Origin of the sequence: Nitrospira tepida, from assembly GCF_947241125.1 — a bacterium.
Lineage (GTDB): Bacteria > Nitrospirota > Nitrospiria > Nitrospirales > Nitrospiraceae > Nitrospira_G > Nitrospira_G tepida.
In genome coordinates this window covers 1,668,942-1,686,896 of record NZ_OX365700.1, presented here as the reverse complement: position 1 = coordinate 1,686,896, position 17,955 = coordinate 1,668,942, and the positions used below count along the sequence as shown (strand labels likewise).

At 61.5% G+C, this 17,955-nt stretch carries 11 protein-coding genes, 4 tRNA genes and 2 pseudogenes; 1 reads left to right on the top strand and 16 read right to left on the bottom strand.

The genetic code is table 11. The features are described 5' to 3' along the window. Window positions 1–13: 13 nt before the first annotated feature. From rpoC to QWI75_RS07885, 16 genes and pseudogenes are all read right to left on the bottom strand, one after another. Window positions 14–4,186, bottom strand: coding sequence for a DNA-directed RNA polymerase subunit beta' (gene rpoC, locus QWI75_RS07960; RefSeq protein ID WP_370693555.1), 4,173 nt, complete (start codon window positions 4,184–4,186; stop codon window positions 14–16). Window positions 4,187–4,314: 128 nt separating this feature from the next. Then, window positions 4,315–8,277 (bottom strand): DNA-directed RNA polymerase subunit beta, encoded by a 3,963-nt coding sequence (gene rpoB / locus QWI75_RS07955; RefSeq protein ID WP_289268162.1) that lies wholly within the window; start codon window positions 8,275–8,277, stop codon window positions 4,315–4,317. A gap of 87 nt (window positions 8,278–8,364) precedes the next feature. After that, window positions 8,365–8,766 (bottom strand): 50S ribosomal protein L7/L12, encoded by a 402-nt coding sequence (gene rplL, locus QWI75_RS07950; RefSeq protein WP_289271639.1) that lies wholly within the window; start codon window positions 8,764–8,766, stop codon window positions 8,365–8,367. A gap of 27 nt (window positions 8,767–8,793) precedes the next feature. Further along, a pseudogene (rplJ, locus tag QWI75_RS07945) lies at window positions 8,794–9,300 on the bottom strand (50S ribosomal protein L10); the annotation flags it as partial. Window positions 9,301–9,333: 33 nt separating this feature from the next. Next, complete coding sequence (rplA, locus tag QWI75_RS07940) at window positions 9,334–10,026, bottom strand: 50S ribosomal protein L1 (RefSeq protein WP_289268161.1); 693 nt, start codon at window positions 10,024–10,026, stop codon at window positions 9,334–9,336. 34 nt (window positions 10,027–10,060) lie between these two features. Then, entirely contained in the window at window positions 10,061–10,483 is a 423-nt protein-coding gene (gene rplK, locus QWI75_RS07935; RefSeq protein ID WP_289268160.1) for a 50S ribosomal protein L11, read from the bottom strand. 95 nt (window positions 10,484–10,578) lie between these two features. Beyond that, window positions 10,579–11,139, bottom strand: a complete 561-nt coding sequence (gene nusG / locus QWI75_RS07930) for a transcription termination/antitermination protein NusG (protein WP_289268159.1) — start codon at window positions 11,137–11,139, stop codon at window positions 10,579–10,581. A gap of 85 nt (window positions 11,140–11,224) precedes the next feature. Continuing rightward, complete coding sequence (secE, locus tag QWI75_RS07925; RefSeq protein WP_289268158.1) at window positions 11,225–11,419, bottom strand: preprotein translocase subunit SecE; 195 nt, start codon at window positions 11,417–11,419, stop codon at window positions 11,225–11,227. 90 nt (window positions 11,420–11,509) lie between these two features. Further along, window positions 11,510–11,585 (bottom strand) — tRNA-Trp (locus QWI75_RS07920). A gap of 89 nt (window positions 11,586–11,674) precedes the next feature. Further along, entirely contained in the window at window positions 11,675–11,824 is a 150-nt protein-coding gene (gene rpmG, locus QWI75_RS07915) for a 50S ribosomal protein L33 (RefSeq protein WP_289268157.1), read from the bottom strand. Window positions 11,825–11,909: 85 nt separating this feature from the next. Further along, window positions 11,910–13,114, bottom strand: a pseudogene (gene tuf, locus QWI75_RS07910) (elongation factor Tu). A gap of 117 nt (window positions 13,115–13,231) precedes the next feature. Continuing rightward, window positions 13,232–13,307: transfer RNA gene (locus tag QWI75_RS07905), tRNA-Thr, on the bottom strand. Window positions 13,308–13,415: 108 nt separating this feature from the next. Further along, window positions 13,416–13,490: transfer RNA gene (locus QWI75_RS07900), tRNA-Gly, on the bottom strand. An 84-nt stretch (window positions 13,491–13,574) separates the two neighbouring features. After that, window positions 13,575–13,660 (bottom strand) — tRNA-Tyr (locus QWI75_RS07895). Window positions 13,661–13,872: 212 nt separating this feature from the next. Beyond that, entirely contained in the window at window positions 13,873–14,829 is a 957-nt protein-coding gene (locus tag QWI75_RS07890) for a hypothetical protein (protein WP_289268156.1), read from the bottom strand. Window positions 14,830–14,871: 42 nt separating this feature from the next. Then, a complete protein-coding gene (locus QWI75_RS07885; protein WP_289268155.1) occupies window positions 14,872–16,893 on the bottom strand; it encodes an ATP-dependent helicase in 2,022 nt (673 codons plus the stop codon). Window positions 16,894–17,108: 215 nt separating this feature from the next. On the opposite strand from QWI75_RS07885, the gene QWI75_RS07880 reads away from it, so the two are divergent. Further along, the gene (locus QWI75_RS07880) at window positions 17,109–17,948 is read left to right on the top strand and encodes a hypothetical protein (protein WP_289268154.1); all 840 of its coding nucleotides are present in this window, start codon (window positions 17,109–17,111) and stop codon (window positions 17,946–17,948) included. The last annotated feature ends 7 nt before the right edge of the window (window positions 17,949–17,955 follow it).

Here is a 17,955-nt window from a genome sequence, read left to right as displayed (position 1 = left end):
GCCTTTCGCCCCCTCAGCCCTCGTTGTCACCGGCCGATGCGCTTCCTTCCGTCGCGCCAACCGGCACGGCCGCAGGAGGAGCCAATTCTTCCTCTCTCTTCGGGCTGATGACGAAGGTATCGCGGTATTCCGCAAACCCGGTACCGGCCGGAATCAGCCGGCCGACGATCACATTTTCCTTGAGCCCCCAGAGACGATCATCCTTGCCGTTGATCGCCGCTTCCGTCAGCACGCGCGTCGTCTCCTGGAACGACGCGGCCGACACAAAGCTCTCGGTGGTGAGGGCCGCCTTCGTGATGCCGAGCAGGACCGGCTTGCCGAGGGCGGGACGGCCGTTTTTCTGCAATACCTTTTCATTCTCGGCCTCGAAGGCGAATTTGCTGACCTGGCTGCCCGGCAAGAACTCCGTGTCGCCGGGATCTTCGATCCGCACCTTGCGCAGCATTTGCCGCACGATGATCTCGATGTGCTTGTCGTTGATCGAGACTCCCTGGAGCCGATAGACATCCTGCACTTCGTCCACGAGATATTTTTGCAGCTCCTTGGGACCCAGCACGTCCAGAATGTCGTGGGGATTGGCCGAGCCGTCCATCAAAGGCTCGCCGGCCCGCACCCAATCGCCCTCATGCACGTTGACGTGCTTGCCCTTCGGAATGAAGTACTCCTTCTGATCGCCCATCTTGTTATCCACGACCACCTTCCGCATGCCCTTGACGAATCCGCCGAAGGAGACCTCGCCGTCGATCTCGCTAATCACGGCATGTTCTTTCGGCTTCCTGGCCTCGAACAATTCCGCCACGCGAGGCAGACCGCCGGTGATGTCCTTGGTCTTGGTCGTTTCGCGCGGAATCTTCGCCAGCACGTCGCCGGGCTGCACGGTCGCACCCTTCTCGACCAGGATGTGGGCGCCAACTGGAAGCAGGTAGCGGGCGACGCCCGTCGCGCCGGACACCTTGGCCGTCTTGCCGTGCTCGTCCTTGATGGACACGCGGGGCCGGAGGTTGGCGCCCGTATGCTCGATCACGACTTTTCTCGACAGTCCGGTGACTTCGTCGACGTCTTCTTTCATGGTCACGCCTTCGACGATGTCGCCGTACGCCACGCGGCCGCCCACCTCGGTCAGAATCAGCAGCGAATAGGGATCCCATTCGACCAGTTTCTGCCCGACCGTGACGGGACCGCCGTCCTTGATCTTGATCTTGGCGCCGTACACCACCGGATATTTTTCACGCTCCCGGCCGGTGTCGTCCACGATCGCGATCTTCGCGTTTCGGCTCATCACCACCCAGTCGCCTTCCTTGTTTTTCACGGCAACATTGTGATTGTGAACGTCGGCTCCCTTCTTGGCGTCGAAGCTCAGGTACTTGATGTGGCCGCCGTGCTTGGCTTCCAAGACGGTCTGCTCGACCACCTTGCTCGCCGTGCCGCCGATGTGGAAGGTGCGCATCGTCAACTGCGTGCCGGGCTCGCCGATGGACTGGGCGGCAATGACCCCGACCGGCTCGCCACGCTCCACCAATCGGCCGCGGGCCAGATCCCGTCCGTAGCAACGCTTGCAAACGCCGCGCGGCGTCTGACAGGTCAGCACGGATCGAATTTTCACCCGGTCCAACCCAGCCTCGACGACCGCCTTGGCGCGCTCTTCGTCGATCTCTTCGTTCAACCCGACGATGACCTCGCCGGTCACCGGATCGCGAATGTCCTCCCCGGCCAGACGGCCGAGAATCCGCTCTTCCAACGGCTCGATGACTTCGCCGCCTTCGACCAGGGCCGTGACCATGATGCCGTCGGTGGTGCCGCAATCGTCCTCCGACACGATGACGTCCTGCGCGACATCCACCAGGCGGCGCGTCAGGTATCCCGAATTGGCGGTCTTCAGCGCGGTGTCGGCCAGACCCTTGCGGGCCCCGTGGGTCGAGATGAAGTACTGCAACACCGTCAGCCCTTCCCGGAAATTGGCGGTGATGGGCGTCTCGATGATTTCGCCGGACGGCTTGGCCATCAGTCCGCGCATGCCGCCCAACTGGCGGATCTGTTGCGCGCTGCCCCGCGCCCCGGAGTCGGCCATCATGAAGATCGGATTGAAGGCTTCGGGCCGCTTGGGATCGCCCCCGCCGCCCAACTCCTTCATCATCTCGCCCGCCACCTGCTCCGTGACATGCGCCCAGATGTCGATCACCTTGTTGTAACGCTCGCCGTTGGTGATCAATCCGTCGCTGTATTGCCGCTCGATCTCGTTCACCTCGTGCTGGGCCTTGCCGATCAGCTCTTCCTTTCGCGTCGGAATATGCATATTGTCGATGCAGATCGACACGCCGGCCTTGGTGGCATAGTGGAAGCCCGTCGCCTTGATCTTGTCCAGGAACATGACCGTTTCCTTGTGCCCGGCCTGCCGGTAGACCGCGTCGATCAGCCTGGTCATTTCCTTCTTCGTCATCAACTGATTGGCGAAACTGAACGGCAGCGAGGCCGGCAGAATCTCGCTCAGCAACACGCGCCCGACGGTGGTCTGCACGAGATTGCCTTTGATGCGCACCTTGATGCGCGCATGCTCCTCGATCTCCCGCGCATCGTACGCAATCCGGACCTCTTCCGGGGACGCGAAGATCTTGCCTTCTCCTCGCGCCCCGGCCCGTTCCTTGGTCAGCCAATAGCAACCCAACACCATGTCCTGCGAGGGCACCGCGATCGGCTTCCCGCTCGCGGGGGACAGGATGTTGTTGATCGACATCATCAGGACGCGCGCTTCGATCTGCGCCTCCACCGACAGCGGCACGTGCACGGCCATCTGGTCGCCGTCAAAGTCCGCGTTGAAGGCCGCGCAGACCAACGGATGCAGCCGGATCGCCTTGCCCTCGACCAGCACGGGATCGAACGCCTGAATGCCGAGCCGGTGCAGCGTGGGCGCGCGGTTCAGCAGCACAGGATGCTCCCGAATCACCTCGTCCAGCACGTCCCACACCTCGGGACGCTCTTTCTCGACCAGCCGCTTCGCGCTCTTGATCGTGGTCGCCGCGCCGCGCTCCTCCAGCTTGTGGAAGATGAACGGCTTGAACAGCTCCAGCGCCATTTTCTTGGGCAAGCCGCACTGGTTGAGCCGCAGTTCCGGTCCCACCACGATCACCGTCCGGCCCGAGTAGTCCACCCGCTTGCCCAGGAGGTTCTGCCGGAAGCGCCCCTGCTTCCCCTTGAGCATGTCGCTCAAGGACTTGAGCGGCCGCTTGTTGGGGCCACGGATCGCGCGCCCGCGCCGCCCGTTGTCGAACAGGGCGTCCACGGCTTCTTGCAACATGCGCATTTCGTTCCGGATGATCACGCCCGGCGCCTTCAGCTCGATCAGCCGCTTGAGCCGGTTGTTGCGGTTGATCACCCGGCGATAGAGATCGTTCAGGTCCGACGTCGCGAACCGCCCGCCGTCCAGCGGGACCAGCGGCCGCAGCTCCGGCGGCAGCACCGGGATAACGTCCATGATCATCCATTCGGGCTTGTTGCCCGAGCGGCGGAAGGCCTCCAGCACTTTCAGCCGCTTCGCATATTTCTTTTTCACCGCCGCGGACGTCGTCGTGCGCGCCTTCGCGTGCATGTCGTCCCACAGCACGTTGATATCGACGCGGCGGAGCAACTCGCGGATCGCCTCGGCGCCGATGCCGACCTTGAAGGCTCCGGTTCCATATTCGGCTTGCAGCGCCCGCAGCTTGTCCTCGGACACCAATTCCTTCTCGCTCAAATTCGTCGTCCCGGGATCGATGACGACATAACTTTCGAAGTAGAGAATTTTCTCGAGCGACTTCAGGCTCATGTCCAGCAACGTCCCGATGCGGCTGGGCACGCCCTTCAGGAACCAGATGTGCGCCACGGGCGCGGCCAGCTCGATATGTCCCATCCGCTCCCGGCGGACCTTGGACTGAATCACCTCCACGCCGCACTTATCGCAGACGATCCCGCGGTGCTTCATCCGCTTGTATTTGCCGCAGTTGCACTCCCAATCTTTCGTCGGTCCGAAGATCTTGGCGCAGAAGAGCCCGTCTTTCTCCGGCTTGAATGAACGGTAATTGATCGTCTCCGGCTTCTTCACTTCCCCGTAGGACCATGAGCGGATCTTTTCCGGAGAAGAGACACGAATGCGGATCGAGTCAAACGACACACTGTCTCGAGGTTTCTCAAACAGTGTATATACGCCTTCCAAGGTAGGTCCCCCTTGTCAGATGGTGAACTGCTCAACGCCGGCGCGGCCGACATTGGGCGTGATGCCGCGCCGATTGTTGATTCTGTCTCATGACCCGACTCGAACGCTCCAGACGCTCATGGAACGGCTCAGTCCTGCGACTTCACCAGCTCCACGTCCAATCCCAAACTCTGCAATTCTTTCACCAGCACGTTGAAGGACTCCGGCAAGCCCGGCTCCAAATATGGCTCGCCCTTCACAATCGCTTCATACATCCGCGAGCGGCCCGGCACGTCGTCCGACTTGACCGTCAAGAATTCCTGCAGCGTGGAGGCGGCCCCGTAGGCCTGCAGAGCCCAGACTTCCATCTCGCCCAGCCGCTGGCCGCCGAATTGGGCCTTGCCGCCCAACGGCTGCTGCGTCACCAGTGAGTACGGGCCGATGGACCGCGCGTGGATCTTGTCGTCCACCAGGTGGTGGAGTTTCAGCATATACATGTGCCCGACCGTCACCGTGCTGTCGAACTTCTCTCCAGTCCGACCGTCGTAGAGCACCGTTTGCCCGCTGGCCGGCAGGCCCGCCTTCTTGAGCAGGTCCTTGATCTCCCGCTCCGAGGCCCCGTCGAAGACCGGGCTGGCCACGTGCAGGCCGAGGACCTTAGCCGCCCACCCGAGATGGGTCTCCAAAATTTGGCCGACGTTCATCCGGGAGGGCACGCCGAGCGGATTCAGCACGATATCGACCGGCGTGCCGTCGGGCAAGTACGGCATGTCTTCCTCCGGCATCACGCGGGAGACGACGCCCTTGTTTCCATGGCGGCCGGCCATCTTGTCGCCCACCTGAATCTTGCGCTTCATCGCGATGTGGACCTTGACCAGCTTCAGGACGCCGGGCGGCAGTTCGTCGCCCCGTTTCAGGCGGCCGACTTTTTCATCGTACATCGTCTGCAGGATCTCGATCTGTTCCTTGGCCCGCCGCTCGATCTCGTCCAGCTCCTGCTGTTCTTCCGGGTCAGCGAGAATGGTATGGCGCAGCTCGTCGTCCGACAATTGCCGCAGCACGTCCGCCGTGAGCTTGCCCTTTTTCTTCAGGACGACCTCGCCCGAATCTGGGTCCATGATGTCCCGGCCGACCACGCGTCCCAGCATGAACTTCCGGATCTTCTTGATCTTCTCTTCTTCGATGATCCGGATTTCGTCCTGGTGGTCGCGCTGCAGCTTCATTGCGTCTTCGCTTTCGATGCTCCGCGACCGTTCGTCCTTGTCGAGCCCCTTGCGCGAGAAGATCTTCACATCAACCACGATGCCTTCCACCCCAGGCGGCACCGTCAGCGACGTGTCCTTCACATCCCCGGCCTTCTCACCGAAGATCGCGCGCAACAGCTTCTCTTCCGGGGTCAGTTGCGTCTCGCCCTTCGGCGTGACCTTGCCGACCAGGATATCGCCCGGCTTGACCTCGGCGCCGATCCGGATGATCCCGCTCTCGTCCAGGTTCCGGAGGGCTTCCTCGCCCACGTTGGGGATGTCCCGCGTGATCTCTTCCTTCCCCAACTTGGTGTCCCGCGCCTCGACTTCGAACTCCTCGATATGAATGGACGTGAACACGTCCTCGCGGACCACCCGCTCGCTGAGCAGGATCGCGTCCTCGAAGTTGTATCCGCCCCACGGCATGAAGGCGACCAGCACGTTCTTTCCGAGCGCCAGCTCGCCGCGATCGATCGCAGGCCCGTCCGCCAGCACTTGCCCCTTTTTCACCGGCTGACCCAGCCGAACGACCGGCATCTGATTGATGCAGGTGTTCTGGTTCGAACGCTGGAACTTCACGAGGTCGTAGACATCCAGGCCGGTGTCGCCCTTCTTGCGGACGTCTTTCCCCACGTCCGCACGGACGACGATTCTCGTCGCATCCACGCTCTCAACCACCCCGGCGCGCTTGGCCAGGACCACGTAGCCGGAATCACGCGCGACCACGGCTTCCATCCCGGTCCCCACCAGAGGACTTTCGGTCTTGAGCAGCGGCACGGCCTGCCGTTGCATGTTGGAACCCATCAAGGCGCGGTTCGCGTCGTCGTGCTCAAGAAACGGCACCATGGCCGTCGCCACGCTCACGACTTGCTTGGGCGACACGTCCATATATTCCACACGGTCCGGTCCGGTCATGACGAAATCGCCGGCGGAGCGGGCGGTGATCGTCTCCGAGACCAATTTCCCGTGCGAATCGACTGCGGAATTGGCCTGCGCGACCACGTACCGGTCTCCCTCGATCGCCGAGAGATACTCGATTTCATCGGTGACCCGCCCCTTGACCACCTTGCGATAGGGCGCTTCGATGAAGCCGAACTCGTTGATCCGCGCGTAGGTGGCGAGCGAGGTGATCAGGCCGATGTTCGGGCCTTCCGGCGTCTCGATCGGGCAAATGCGGCTGTAGTGCGACGGGTGCACGTCGCGCACTTCGAACCCGGCCCGTTCCCGAGTCAACCCCCCGGGCCCCAGCGCGGACAGGCGCCGCTTGTGGGTGATTTCCGCCAGCGGGTTCGTTTGATCCATGAACTGGGACAACTGGCTGCTGCTGAAGAATTCCTTGATCGCCGCCACGACCGGCTTGGCGTTGATCAGATCGTGCGGCAGCACCGTCTCCATATCGAGCAGGTTCATCCGCTCCTTGATGCTCCGCTCCATGCGCACGAGGCCGAGCCGCACCTGGTTTTCGAGCAGCTCGCCGACCGACCGCACCCGCCGGTTCCCCAAATGGTCGATGTCGTCGACTTCGCCCTTGCCCATCTTGAGGTTGACCAAATAGCGGATGACTTCGACGATATCTTCTTTGGTCAGCGTGCGTTGCTCGAGCGGCAGATCGAGCCCGAGCTTCTTGTTCAGCTTGAGCCGTCCGACCGGAGACAGATCATACCGCTTGGCGCTTTGAAACAGGTTTTCGAACAACGCCTTGGCGGTCTCGATGGACGGCGTTTCGCCCGGCCGCAGCCGCTTGTAGATCTCGACCATGGCCTCTTCCTTCGAGTTGGTCCGCTCCATCTCAAGCGTATCCAAAATCACCGGCGTGGCGGTCGCCTGGTCGAGATAGATCACCTTGAAGGCCTCGGCCTGGCTCTCCACCACCTTCTCGAGAATCTCCGCCGTCAGGCGTTGATTCTTCTCCGCCAACTTCTCCTTGGTTCGCGGATTGATGATCTCGCTCAGGACGGCACGTCCGACCAACTCGGCCGGAGCCACCGGGATCTCCTTGATCCCCGCCGCCTTCAGCTTGTTGATCATGACCTTCGAGAGCTTGGCCCCTTCCCGCACCAGCACTTCCTTGCTGCCCTTCTCCGTCAACTCGGTGGATGACTTAAGACCGTGGTGGATCTCCGGGTCGAGCTTGCGGTACAGCTTGCCCTGCGAGACATGGACCTCCTCGACGGGATAGTACATCTTGAGGAGATCGTCGCTGGAAAACCCGAAGGCCTTCAGCAGGATCGTGACCGGCATCTTGCGCCGGCGGTCGATCCGGACGTACAGGATATCCCGCGCGTCGAACTCGAAATCGAGCCATGACCCGCGGTAGGGAATGATGCGCGCGGAATACAGCACCTTCCCGCTCGCGTGCGTCCGCCCCTTGTCATGGGTGAACGAGGCTCCGGGAGACCGGTGCAACTGGCTGACGACGACGCGCTCGGTGCCGTTGATGATGAAGGTGCCGCGCTCGGTCATCAGGGGCAGTTCGCCAACATAGACTTCCTGTTCCCGCACGTCGAGCACCTTGCGCTTCGGACCCTTGTCCTCCTTGTCGAACACGACCAACCGCACGCGCAGCTTCAAGGGCACCGCATAGGTCATCCCCTGCTCAAGACATTCCCGGACGTCGTACTTCGGCGTCCCGAGCGCGTAGCTCGTGAATTCGAGCACGGCGGTATTGTTGTAGTCGGCGATCGGAAAGACGCTGGCCAGCGCGGCCTGCAACCCCCGATCGTCTCGACGCTCGGGCTCTTTTTCCATTTGGAGGAACTGCTCATACGAACGCCGCTGGATCTCGATCAGATCCGGGATCTCGATGCTCGTCTGAATCCTGGAAAAATCTTTCCGAGGGACCAACTCAACCCCACTCGTTTCCGGCATGCGTGTCGCTCCTTTGTCTCGATCCGTCCCACATCCCGGCCCCGCGGCTGCGCGTGGAGCACGGGTCAAGCCCACAGACTCGCGTGATTACTTGATCTCGACCTTCGCGCCCGCCTCTTCCAGCTTCTTCTTCATGCTGTCCGCTTCTTCTTTCGCCACGCCGGTCTTCACGGGCTTCGGCGCGCCTTCGACCAGATCCTTGGCTTCCTTCAAGCCCAGGCTCGTGAGTTCCCGCACAACCTTGATGATCTGAATCTTCTTGTCCGCCGCCGCGCTGGCGAGAATGACGTCGAACGAGGTCTTTTCTTCGGCCGGCGCCGCCGCTGCGGCCCCCGCCCCGCCGGCCGCGGCCACCGCCACCGGCGCCGCCGCGGTCACGCCGAAGCGCGACTCCAATCCCTTGACGAGTTCGGCGAGTTCCAGCACGCTCATGCCCTCGATCGCCTTGATGAAATCTTCCTGAGACAGCTTTCCTTCCGCAGTAGGCATCGTTCCCTCCCCTTTCTTGGTGTCCTGAATCGCGCTCAACACATAGACGAATTTCCTCACCACCCCGCTCAACACATAAACCAAATTCCGCGCCGGCCCCTGCATCGCGGAAAGCAGCATCGCCAGCAGCACGTCCTTCTTCGGCAGCCTGGCCACGTCGTGGATCTGGGCCGCCTGAAGCAGCTTGCCCTCCAGCACCCCGAGCAGGATCTTCAGTTTCTCGTCGCGCTTCTCCGTCCCGACAAATTCCCTCAGCACCTTGGCCGGGCTGACCGGGTCGTCATAGCCCAGAACCACCGCCGCCGGCCCCTTGAAATGAGACCGGAGCGGCGCGACCTCCGTGCCCTCCGAGGCCCGCGCGGCCAGGGTGTTCTTCACGACCTTGTATTCCGCCTTCACCCCGCGGAGCTGTTTGCGCAGCTCGGTCAGGTGCGCGACCGGCATGCCGGTGCATTCCGTCAGGATCGCCAGTCGAGCCCGCTTGAACTTGTCATTCAGTTCGGCAACCGCGACCGCCTTCTCTTCCCGTTTCATGATCGTCCTCTTCCGTTAAGCGTCACGACTCGCTCACGCCCATTGCTTCGCCAGCGCAACGGCATCCAGCCTGATGCCGGGCCCCATGGTGCTTGAGATGGTGGCGGTCTTGAGATAGCGCCCCTTGCAGGAGGCGGGCTTGGCCTTGACGACCGATTCCAGCACCGCCTGGGCGTTCTCCAACAGCCGCGAGGCTTCGAAGGAGACCTTGCCCACCGGCACGTGCACGATGCCGGCCTTATCGAGCTTGTATTCGACGCGCCCCTTCCGAATTTCACCGATGGCCTTCGCGACCTCAAACGTCACCGTGCCGGTCTTCGGATTGGGCATGAGCCCCCGCGGGCCGAGCACCTTCCCGAGCTTGCCCACCGCGCCCATGAGATCCGGGGTCGCAATCGCGCAATCGAATTCCATCCACCCGCCCTTGACCTTCTCCATCAGATCGTCAGCCCCGACATAATCGGCGCCGGCTTGCCTGGCCTCCTGCTCCTTCTCGCCCTTGGCAAAGACCAGGATGCGGATCTGCTTGCCGGAGCCATGCGGCAGCAGGGTTGTACCCCGGACCATCTGATCGGAGCGCTTGGGATCCACGCCGAGCCGGAGCGCGAGATCGACGGTTTCATCGAATTTGGCGTAGGCCGCCTGCTTGACCAGTTCGACGGCGTCCTTGAGCGGATAGGCTCGCGGCTCCACCTTCTTCAAAGCCGCCTGCATTTTCTTTCCCATGACCAACTCCTCGCGCGAATCGTTATGCCGCTGCTTACTGGATGACGATGCCCATGCTGCGGGCCGTCCCCGCGATAATGTTCATGGCGCCCTCGACATCGGCCGCATTCAAATCGGCCATTTTCTTCTTGGCGATTTCCTGAAGCTGGGCCTGCGTAATCTTGCCCACCTTGTCCTTTTGGGGCACGCCGGATCCCTTGATGATGCCTGCCGCCTTCTTCAACAGGTCCGATGCCGGCGGCGTCTTGCAGATGAACGTGAAACTGCGATCCTTGTACACGGTGATGATGACCGGGATGATGCTGTCCCCGTCCTTTTGAGTCTTGGCGTTGAACTGCTTGCAGAACTCCATGATGTTCACGCCATGCTGACCCAAGGACGGCCCCACCGGAGGAGCGGGATTCGCCTTGCCGGCCGGGATTTGCAATTTGATCTGCGCCGAAACTTCCTTCGCCATGCGCTACTCCTCTGAATGTAGAATGATGAATGTTAAATGGTGAGTCGTCTCGGTCGTCCGTTCATTTCACATTCAACATTCGCCATTGCAAATGGCTAGATTCGTTCCACCTGCAAAAATCCCAGCTCAACCGGGGTGGACCGCCCGAAAATGCTCACCATCAGCTTGACCCGGTTATGCACCTGATCCACGTCTTCCACGGCGCCGTTAAACCCCAAAAAGGGCCCGTCGATGATGCGCACGTTATCGCCCTTGACGAAGCGGATCTGCTCCCGCGGCCGCGCCGTGCCGGAATCAATTTGCTTCAGGAGCGATTCGACCTCTTCCTGAGACAGCGGGGTCGGTTGCGCGCCGCCGCCCACAAACCCCGTGACCTTCGGCGTCTCCTTGATCATCTGCAGCGTTTCATCCGTCAGCGGCGTTTCCAATTCGACCAAAACATAGCCCGGAAAAAACTTTCGCTTGGACGTGCGCCGCTTCCCGTCCTTGATCTCGATGACGTCTTCCGTCGGCACGAGGACTTGCCCCATCCTGTCGGTCATGCCCATCTGGCCGGCCCGCTCGATGAGACTGGCCTTGACCCGACCTTCAAAGCCGGCATAGGTATGGATCACATACCATTGCTTGGGCGTCGTCGCGGTTTCTTGTTCACTCATGGCTTGGCTTCCTCACAGCGCCTCTCACTGCACGATGGCCCCTCGGGGCGTCGTCCCCCCCCCACGCGGGACCGGCCCCACCGGACTAGATGATCTTGCTCACGAGCCAGACGAGAAATGAATCCAAGACGGACAGGTAGAGCGACATGATAATGCAGAAGACGATCACCACCGTGGTCGATCCGATCGTTTCAGCCCTGGTCGGAAAAGAGATCTTCTTGATCTCGCCCCGCACGTCCGTCATAAATTCGACCACCGACGCCCACAGTTTCTTGAACACGGTCTCCCTTTCCGCTCCGCGCCGTCCGGCGTGGCGACCGGCACGCCCCCCCGGCGCTGAGAATGATCCTCTATGGCCGACGATCCAGATTGGCAGGGGCACTAGGATTCGAACCTAGACTCTCGGTTTTGGAGACCGATGTGCTAGCCATTGACACCATGCCCCTCTTTTATGGTGCTGAGTACCAAGTGCTGAGTTCTGAGTAAATCGGCTCCCCGCCCCACAGCTCAGCACTCAGAACCCAGCACTCAGCACTCATTTCACTTCCTTGTGCGGCACGTGCTTCCGGCAAAACCGACAAAACTTCTTCAGCTCAAGGCGGTCCGGATCGTTCTTCTTGTTTTTCATCGTCGAGTAATTCCGACGCTTGCACTCCGTACAGGCCAGATCGATGATTTCGCGCATCTTCTTCTCCGTAATTCGTCATCCGTCATGCGTCAAGCGTAGGGCCAGTTCTCCTGTCGATTGACGGTTGACGGTGAACGTTTCTCTACGCGAGGATTTCCGTGACCACGCCAGAGCCGACGGTCTTGCCGCCCTCCCGCACCGCGAAGCGCAGCCCCTGATCCATCGCGATCGGACTGATCAACTCCGCCGTCACCGTCACATTGTCCCCCGGCATCACCATCTCCACCCCCGGATTCAACTGCACCACCCCCGTCACGTCCGTCGTCCGGAAATAGAACTGCGGCCGGTACCCGTTGAAGAACGGCGTGTGCCGCCCCCCTCTTCCTTCGTCAACACATAGATCTCCGCCTTGAACTTCGTATGCGGCGTGATGCTCTTCGGCTTCGCCAGCACCATCCCCCGCTCCACTTCCTCTTTCTTCGTCCCCCGCAGCAGCACCCCGATGTTGTCCCCCGCCTGCCCTTCATCCAAGACCTTGCGGAACATCTCCACCCCGGTCACCACCGTGCTCTGCGTCGGCCGCAACCCCACGATCTCAATCTCATCCCCCACCTTCACCACGCCCCGCTCGCACCGCCCCGTCACCACCGTCCCCCGCCCGCTGATCGTGAACACGTCCTCGATCGGCATCAAAAACGGCTTGTCGATCGCCCGCGTCGGCGTCGGAATGTAACTGTCGATCGCCTCCAACAACTTCAAAATCGACGGCACCCCCAACGGCCCTTGATCCCCCTCCACCGCCTTCAGCGCCGAACCCTGGATGATCGGGATCTTGTCCCCCGGAAAATCGTACTTGCTCAGGAGCTCCCGCACCTCCACCTCCACCAACTCCAGCAGCTCCGGATCATCCACCTTGTCCGCCTTGTTCAAAAACACCACGATGTAGGGCACCCCCACCTGCCGGGCCAACAGAATATGCTCCCGCGTCTGCGGCATCGGCCCGTCCGCGGCACTCACCACCAGGATCGCCCCGTCCATCTGGGCCGCCCCCGTGATCATGTTCTTCACATAGTCCGCGTGGCCGGGACAGTCGACGTGGGCATAGTGCCGCTTGTCCGTCTCATACTCCACGTGGCTGATGGCGATCGTCATGATCTTCGTCGCGTCCCGCCGCCCCTGGCTCTCGCTCGCCTTCGCCACCTCGTCGTAGCTCACGAACTTCGCCATCCCCTTGTCGCTCGAAATCTTCGTCAGCGCGCTCGTCAAGGTCGTCTTGCCGTGGTCCACGTGCCCGATCGTCCCAATGTTCACGTGCGGCTTCTTTCGCTCAAATTTCGCCTTCGCCATCGCCTGCTCCCCTTGGAAAATTCGTGCCCGTTAGGTTACCCACCCCGATCCACCTGAAGGCGCCGACCCGGCCGCGTGCGCGACGACGAAGCGCGCCGGTTCAAGCAAAGCTTAGTATGGAGCCCACGACGCGGATCGAACGCGTGACCTCGTCCTTACCAAGGACGTGCTCTACCAACTGAGCTACGTGGGCGTCACAGTTCGTCATTCGTCAACCGTCATTCGCCAACCGTCCCATCGCGCTGTCTACTTTTAGATTTTTCGCTTCACGAATGACGCTTGACGCTTCGCATTCTCATTTTGGAGCGGGCGACGGGATTTGAACCCGTGACAGCCAGCTTGGAAGGCTGGGACTCTACCACTGAGCTACGCCCGCCTTGATTGTTTCATCCATATCAGACAGAAGGTGTTTCTCCGGCTCGCCCCCGAACAAGCTCGCCGGCTCACGCGAAGCTTGGTATGGTGGTCAGGCAAGGATTCGAACCTTGGAAGCTCGTAAGCAGCAGATTTACAGTCTGCCCCCGTTGGCCACTTGGGTACCTGACCATGAAACCGTTACCACGATGATGCCCACACGATGCAGGCAGACCACCACACAAAGACAAAGACACCCTCTCTGCACGGTAGCAGCCGTTTCTCTTCGGATGGCTGGATTACACTGAGCAGGAAGGCCTGGTTTTTGAAACGCCCGATTGTATTGATGAAAGGCAGCGATGTCAAGTGGTCGGGAGAACAAACGGCGACGGCGGGCCCGTCGGCTATCGCGCACCGGTCGAACCGGCTCCGGACGGCATGGGGTAGGGCGAACAGCCGTGACCGGGAAACGGGGGGCGCTTGTCGCCGACAATGGTCCTGGCTGCCTGCTTGGCCACTTCACGCGGCACTTCCAGCACCAATTCCAACAGCGCGCGAAGCTCCTCTTCGGTGATGCGGTAGGCATGCGCGAGGTAGCGTTTCTTGGTGAGCGCCTGCTCGGCCGCATCTTCCGGTTCGTAATATCCACGAAATTCCCCATTTCTTTCAGCGACTTGTAGCCTCCTGACCCATTCACGCCGCACCGTACCTTCATCAGCCGTTTGACCGTTCCGTGGAGCCGCAGCCTCCAGCCTCGTCCAGACCGCCCACCCGATAAAGACAGCCCAGGTTTCATTCAACGCCTCCCAGGCTTCCCGCTCACTCAACTCCCGCTCCTCGGTGGCCCCTTTCCTCTGCACGATCGGCGTGATCAGGACAGTGGTATACCGGCAGGCCTGCCGATCCTCCGCAAGGCGGAACAACTCCCGGCCGGGTCGGCTTCGATCCGCCGCCGGTACGGCCATCAAATAATCGAGATAGGCATGAAACAGTTCATGAAAGAGCGTGCCCAGGTCACGCCGGTTGAGGTGCCGCAACGGCCGCAAGACCAGCCCCGCCTGGTTGAACGAGAGCGCGCGATTGAGCACCATGCGGTGCTCCGCCGGATGGTATTCGGCGGCATAGGTATGCAGATCTTCAAACTCGATGGTCACAAAGGAGGCGGGAATTTCGCGGAGAAAGCCGGTGGGTAACCCCAAGGAAGCGGCCTCGCGGATCAATTGCGTCCAGGGGTCCGGCACCGCTTGAGCGGCGTGAGCGGAATCTCCGCTCCCGGCCTGGGCCACATCCGGCGCGCCGACGCCTCCTCCGGACAGGTAAAGGGCGGCACCAACCGTGAGCGCGACCCATTGCTTCAGCATGACCGATCCGAGGGCAATCTCCTACCAGGCGAAAACGGCGGCTTACCAGGATGAGTGGGAGCGCGTGCGCCACTCCGGCGAGTCTTCCTCCTGGAGTTTCCACGTTTCCCAAAGATGAGACGGGAGGTCGTCGAGAAAACGCGACGGCCGGGAGAAAACAAAGCCGCTGCTGCGCTCGTACACATTGGTCGGATAGGTGAGATAGAGATGCCGCTTGGCCCGCGTCACGGCGACGTAAAACAGGCGCCGTTCTTCTTCGAGGTCGTCGTCGCTCGTCGCGGAGTAGATGGAAGGGAACCGTCCGTCCGCCACCCAAATCACGAACACGCTCCGCCATTCCAATCCCTTGGCCGAATGGATCGTCGAAAGGATGAGGGCCTCCTCCTGATCGTCGCCCTCGGCCAAGCCCCTGGTCGCCCCCTCCGGCGGTTCCAGCGCGAGGTCCGCGAGAAACGTCTCCAACTCCTGATAGCGTCCGGCCATGGCGTGCAATTGCTCAAGGTCCCGCATCCGCTTGGGATAGTCGTCGTGCTGCTGCTTCAACAGGGGGAGGTAGTATTCATAGGTGCGTCCGACGATGTTCCCGACCTGCTCCAGCGGCTTCCCGGACAGCTCCTCCAACATCGCGGCCAGATCCCGCAACCCGCCCCCCGATCGCCCTCCCACGGCTCTCAGGATGTCCCAGGGCCGGTCGGTCTTCATCACGGCGGCAATCACGTCGCGCGCCTTCTTGGGCCCCACGCCTTCGATCAAGAGCAGCACGCGGTTCCAGCTCACGACATCGAACGGATTCTGGACGACGCGCAGGTGCGCCAACAGATCTTTGACATGGGCCGCTTCGATGAATTTGATGCCGCCGCGCTTGACGAACGGCACATTGCGGCGGGAGAGTTCCAGCTCCAAATCAAAGGAGTGGAAGCCCGACCGAAACAGCACCGCCACCTCGTTGAGCGGCACGCCTTCCTCGCGCAGCTCCAGGATCTTTTGGACCACGAACCGCGATTGCGTATTTTCGCTTCCCGCCTCGACCAGGACCGGCAGCGGCCCATCCAGTTGCCGAGTAAACAGCGTCTTCTCATATTTCTCGGCCGCCCGTTGGATGATGGCGTTCGCCAACTGGAGAACCGGCTGGGTGCTCCGATAATTTTCTTCGAGCTTGTAGATCCGCGTGCCGGGAAAGAGTTGCGGAAAGTCCATGATGTTGCGAAATGTGGCGCCGCGGAAGGCATAGATAGACTGCGAATCGTCCCCCACCACCATCACGTTGTGGTGCCCGCGCGCCAGCCGGCGGATCACCTGCGCCTGCAATCGGTTCGTATCCTGATATTCGTCCACGAGAATATAGCGGAACTGCTCCGCCACCTTGCCGCCCACCCCGTCGGTTTCCGCCAGCAACCTGGACAATTTGACCAACAGATCGTCGTAGTCGAGCAACTGGCGTTGCCCCTTTTGCGCGTCGTAGGCCGCCTTGAGTTTGAGCAAGTCCTCCAGGAACTCGCTGAAGTGGGCAAACTCGTCCAGGACGACATCCTCGATCGGCTGAAGGGTGTTCTCACACTTGCTGAAGATCTCGGCAATGGTGCCCTTGCGGGGGAACCGCTTATCCTTGTCGCTCAAGCCGAGCTGGCCGCGGACGAGGTTCACGAGGTCTTCGGCATCGCTACGGTCGAGAATCGTGAAGCCGTGACCGATCCCGATCGCCGCGCCGTACCGCCGGAGCAGCGAATTGGCGATCGAGTGGAAGGTGCCGCCCCACACCCGTTCCGCTCCGGGGCCGATGAGCGCGCTCGCGCGCTCCACCATTTCCTGAGCCGCCTTGCGGGTGAAGGTCATCAAGAGAATCGACGCCGGATCCGCCCCGGCATCGATCAGATAGGCGAGCCGGTAGATGAGCGTGCGGGTCTTGCCGCTGCCCGCGCCGGCGATCACCAGCGCCGGGCCGTCGACCGCCTTCACCGCCGCCAGTTGTTGGGGATTGAGGGCGCGCTCGTAATCAAGCGACAGCCGGCGAGCGGCCGGCTCTTCGCTCCGCCGAAGGATGTAGGGCTTGACGTCAGGGTTCACAGCGCAGGGGGAACCGGTAAAATCGGGCGGCGAGAGAATCGCGCGACCCGGTTCGCGCTGTATAACATAGCGCCGACTTGACCGCAACGCACCATGGCGCCCGCCATTGCATGGTCCTTCGCCGGCTCATCGTGCTCGAACCGACCCCTGTGGCGTTAAATACCTTGGAGGTCGCGCATGAGTCGGCTATAATACGACGATTTTGAGGATACGCGGTGGCGACGTCGTTGCTCCCATACAAAGACCAGATTCGGGCGTTGGCCGAACTCATGCTGGCCATCGCCGGCGAATCGGTCACGCTCGTGAAGAAAAGCGCGCCCGATCGCGCCCTGAAGCTGAAACGCAAGGAGGAGTGGGAAGTCTATCTGGAGTTTCTCAAGGTCCTGTTCAACCTGGCGGATCGGTTGTCCGCCATGCACGTGCCCCTGGCGGACCAGCCGGAATTCATGAATCAATTGGAGGACGCGGTCAGCCATCGGCTGAAAAGTCTGCTCGCCCAAGCCATCAGCAACACCAGCGATCCCATGGAACTGGTCATGACCGTGGGCCTGACCGTGGCCGAGAGCCGGCGATTGTACGAACCGTTCAAGTTCATGGTCACCGAAGATTCGAAGCAGAAGCAGGAGATGCTGGCGCAGTTCGGGACACGGATTGCGCAGGTGATGGGCGATCCGGCGAACGGGCAAATTTCCACCTCGGCGGTGTTGTGCGCCGGCGCGGTCATTCCGGCGATGAACGCGCTGTTCGAAGGCAGGCAGCCGGAGCCGCAACCGGCGTCGCAACCCACTTCCTCACAGGGTCAGTCCGAACGCCCGGCCCAGTCCTCGGGCACCGGCAATGAGATCAAATTGGTCAGTGTTGTCGCCGCCATCACGGGAGAAGAAGTGGAGACCCGCTGGGGTTTGCATCCCCGATTCCGCCGCGATCTCACCGCCCAGGAAGTTCAGGAACTCACGCGCCTGATGAACCGCGTCACCAAGATTCTCGGGGAACGGTACGCCGCGGTGGCCTTTTCGGACCATTGGGCGACCTGGCACGAGGCGGGACATGCCTGATAGGGAG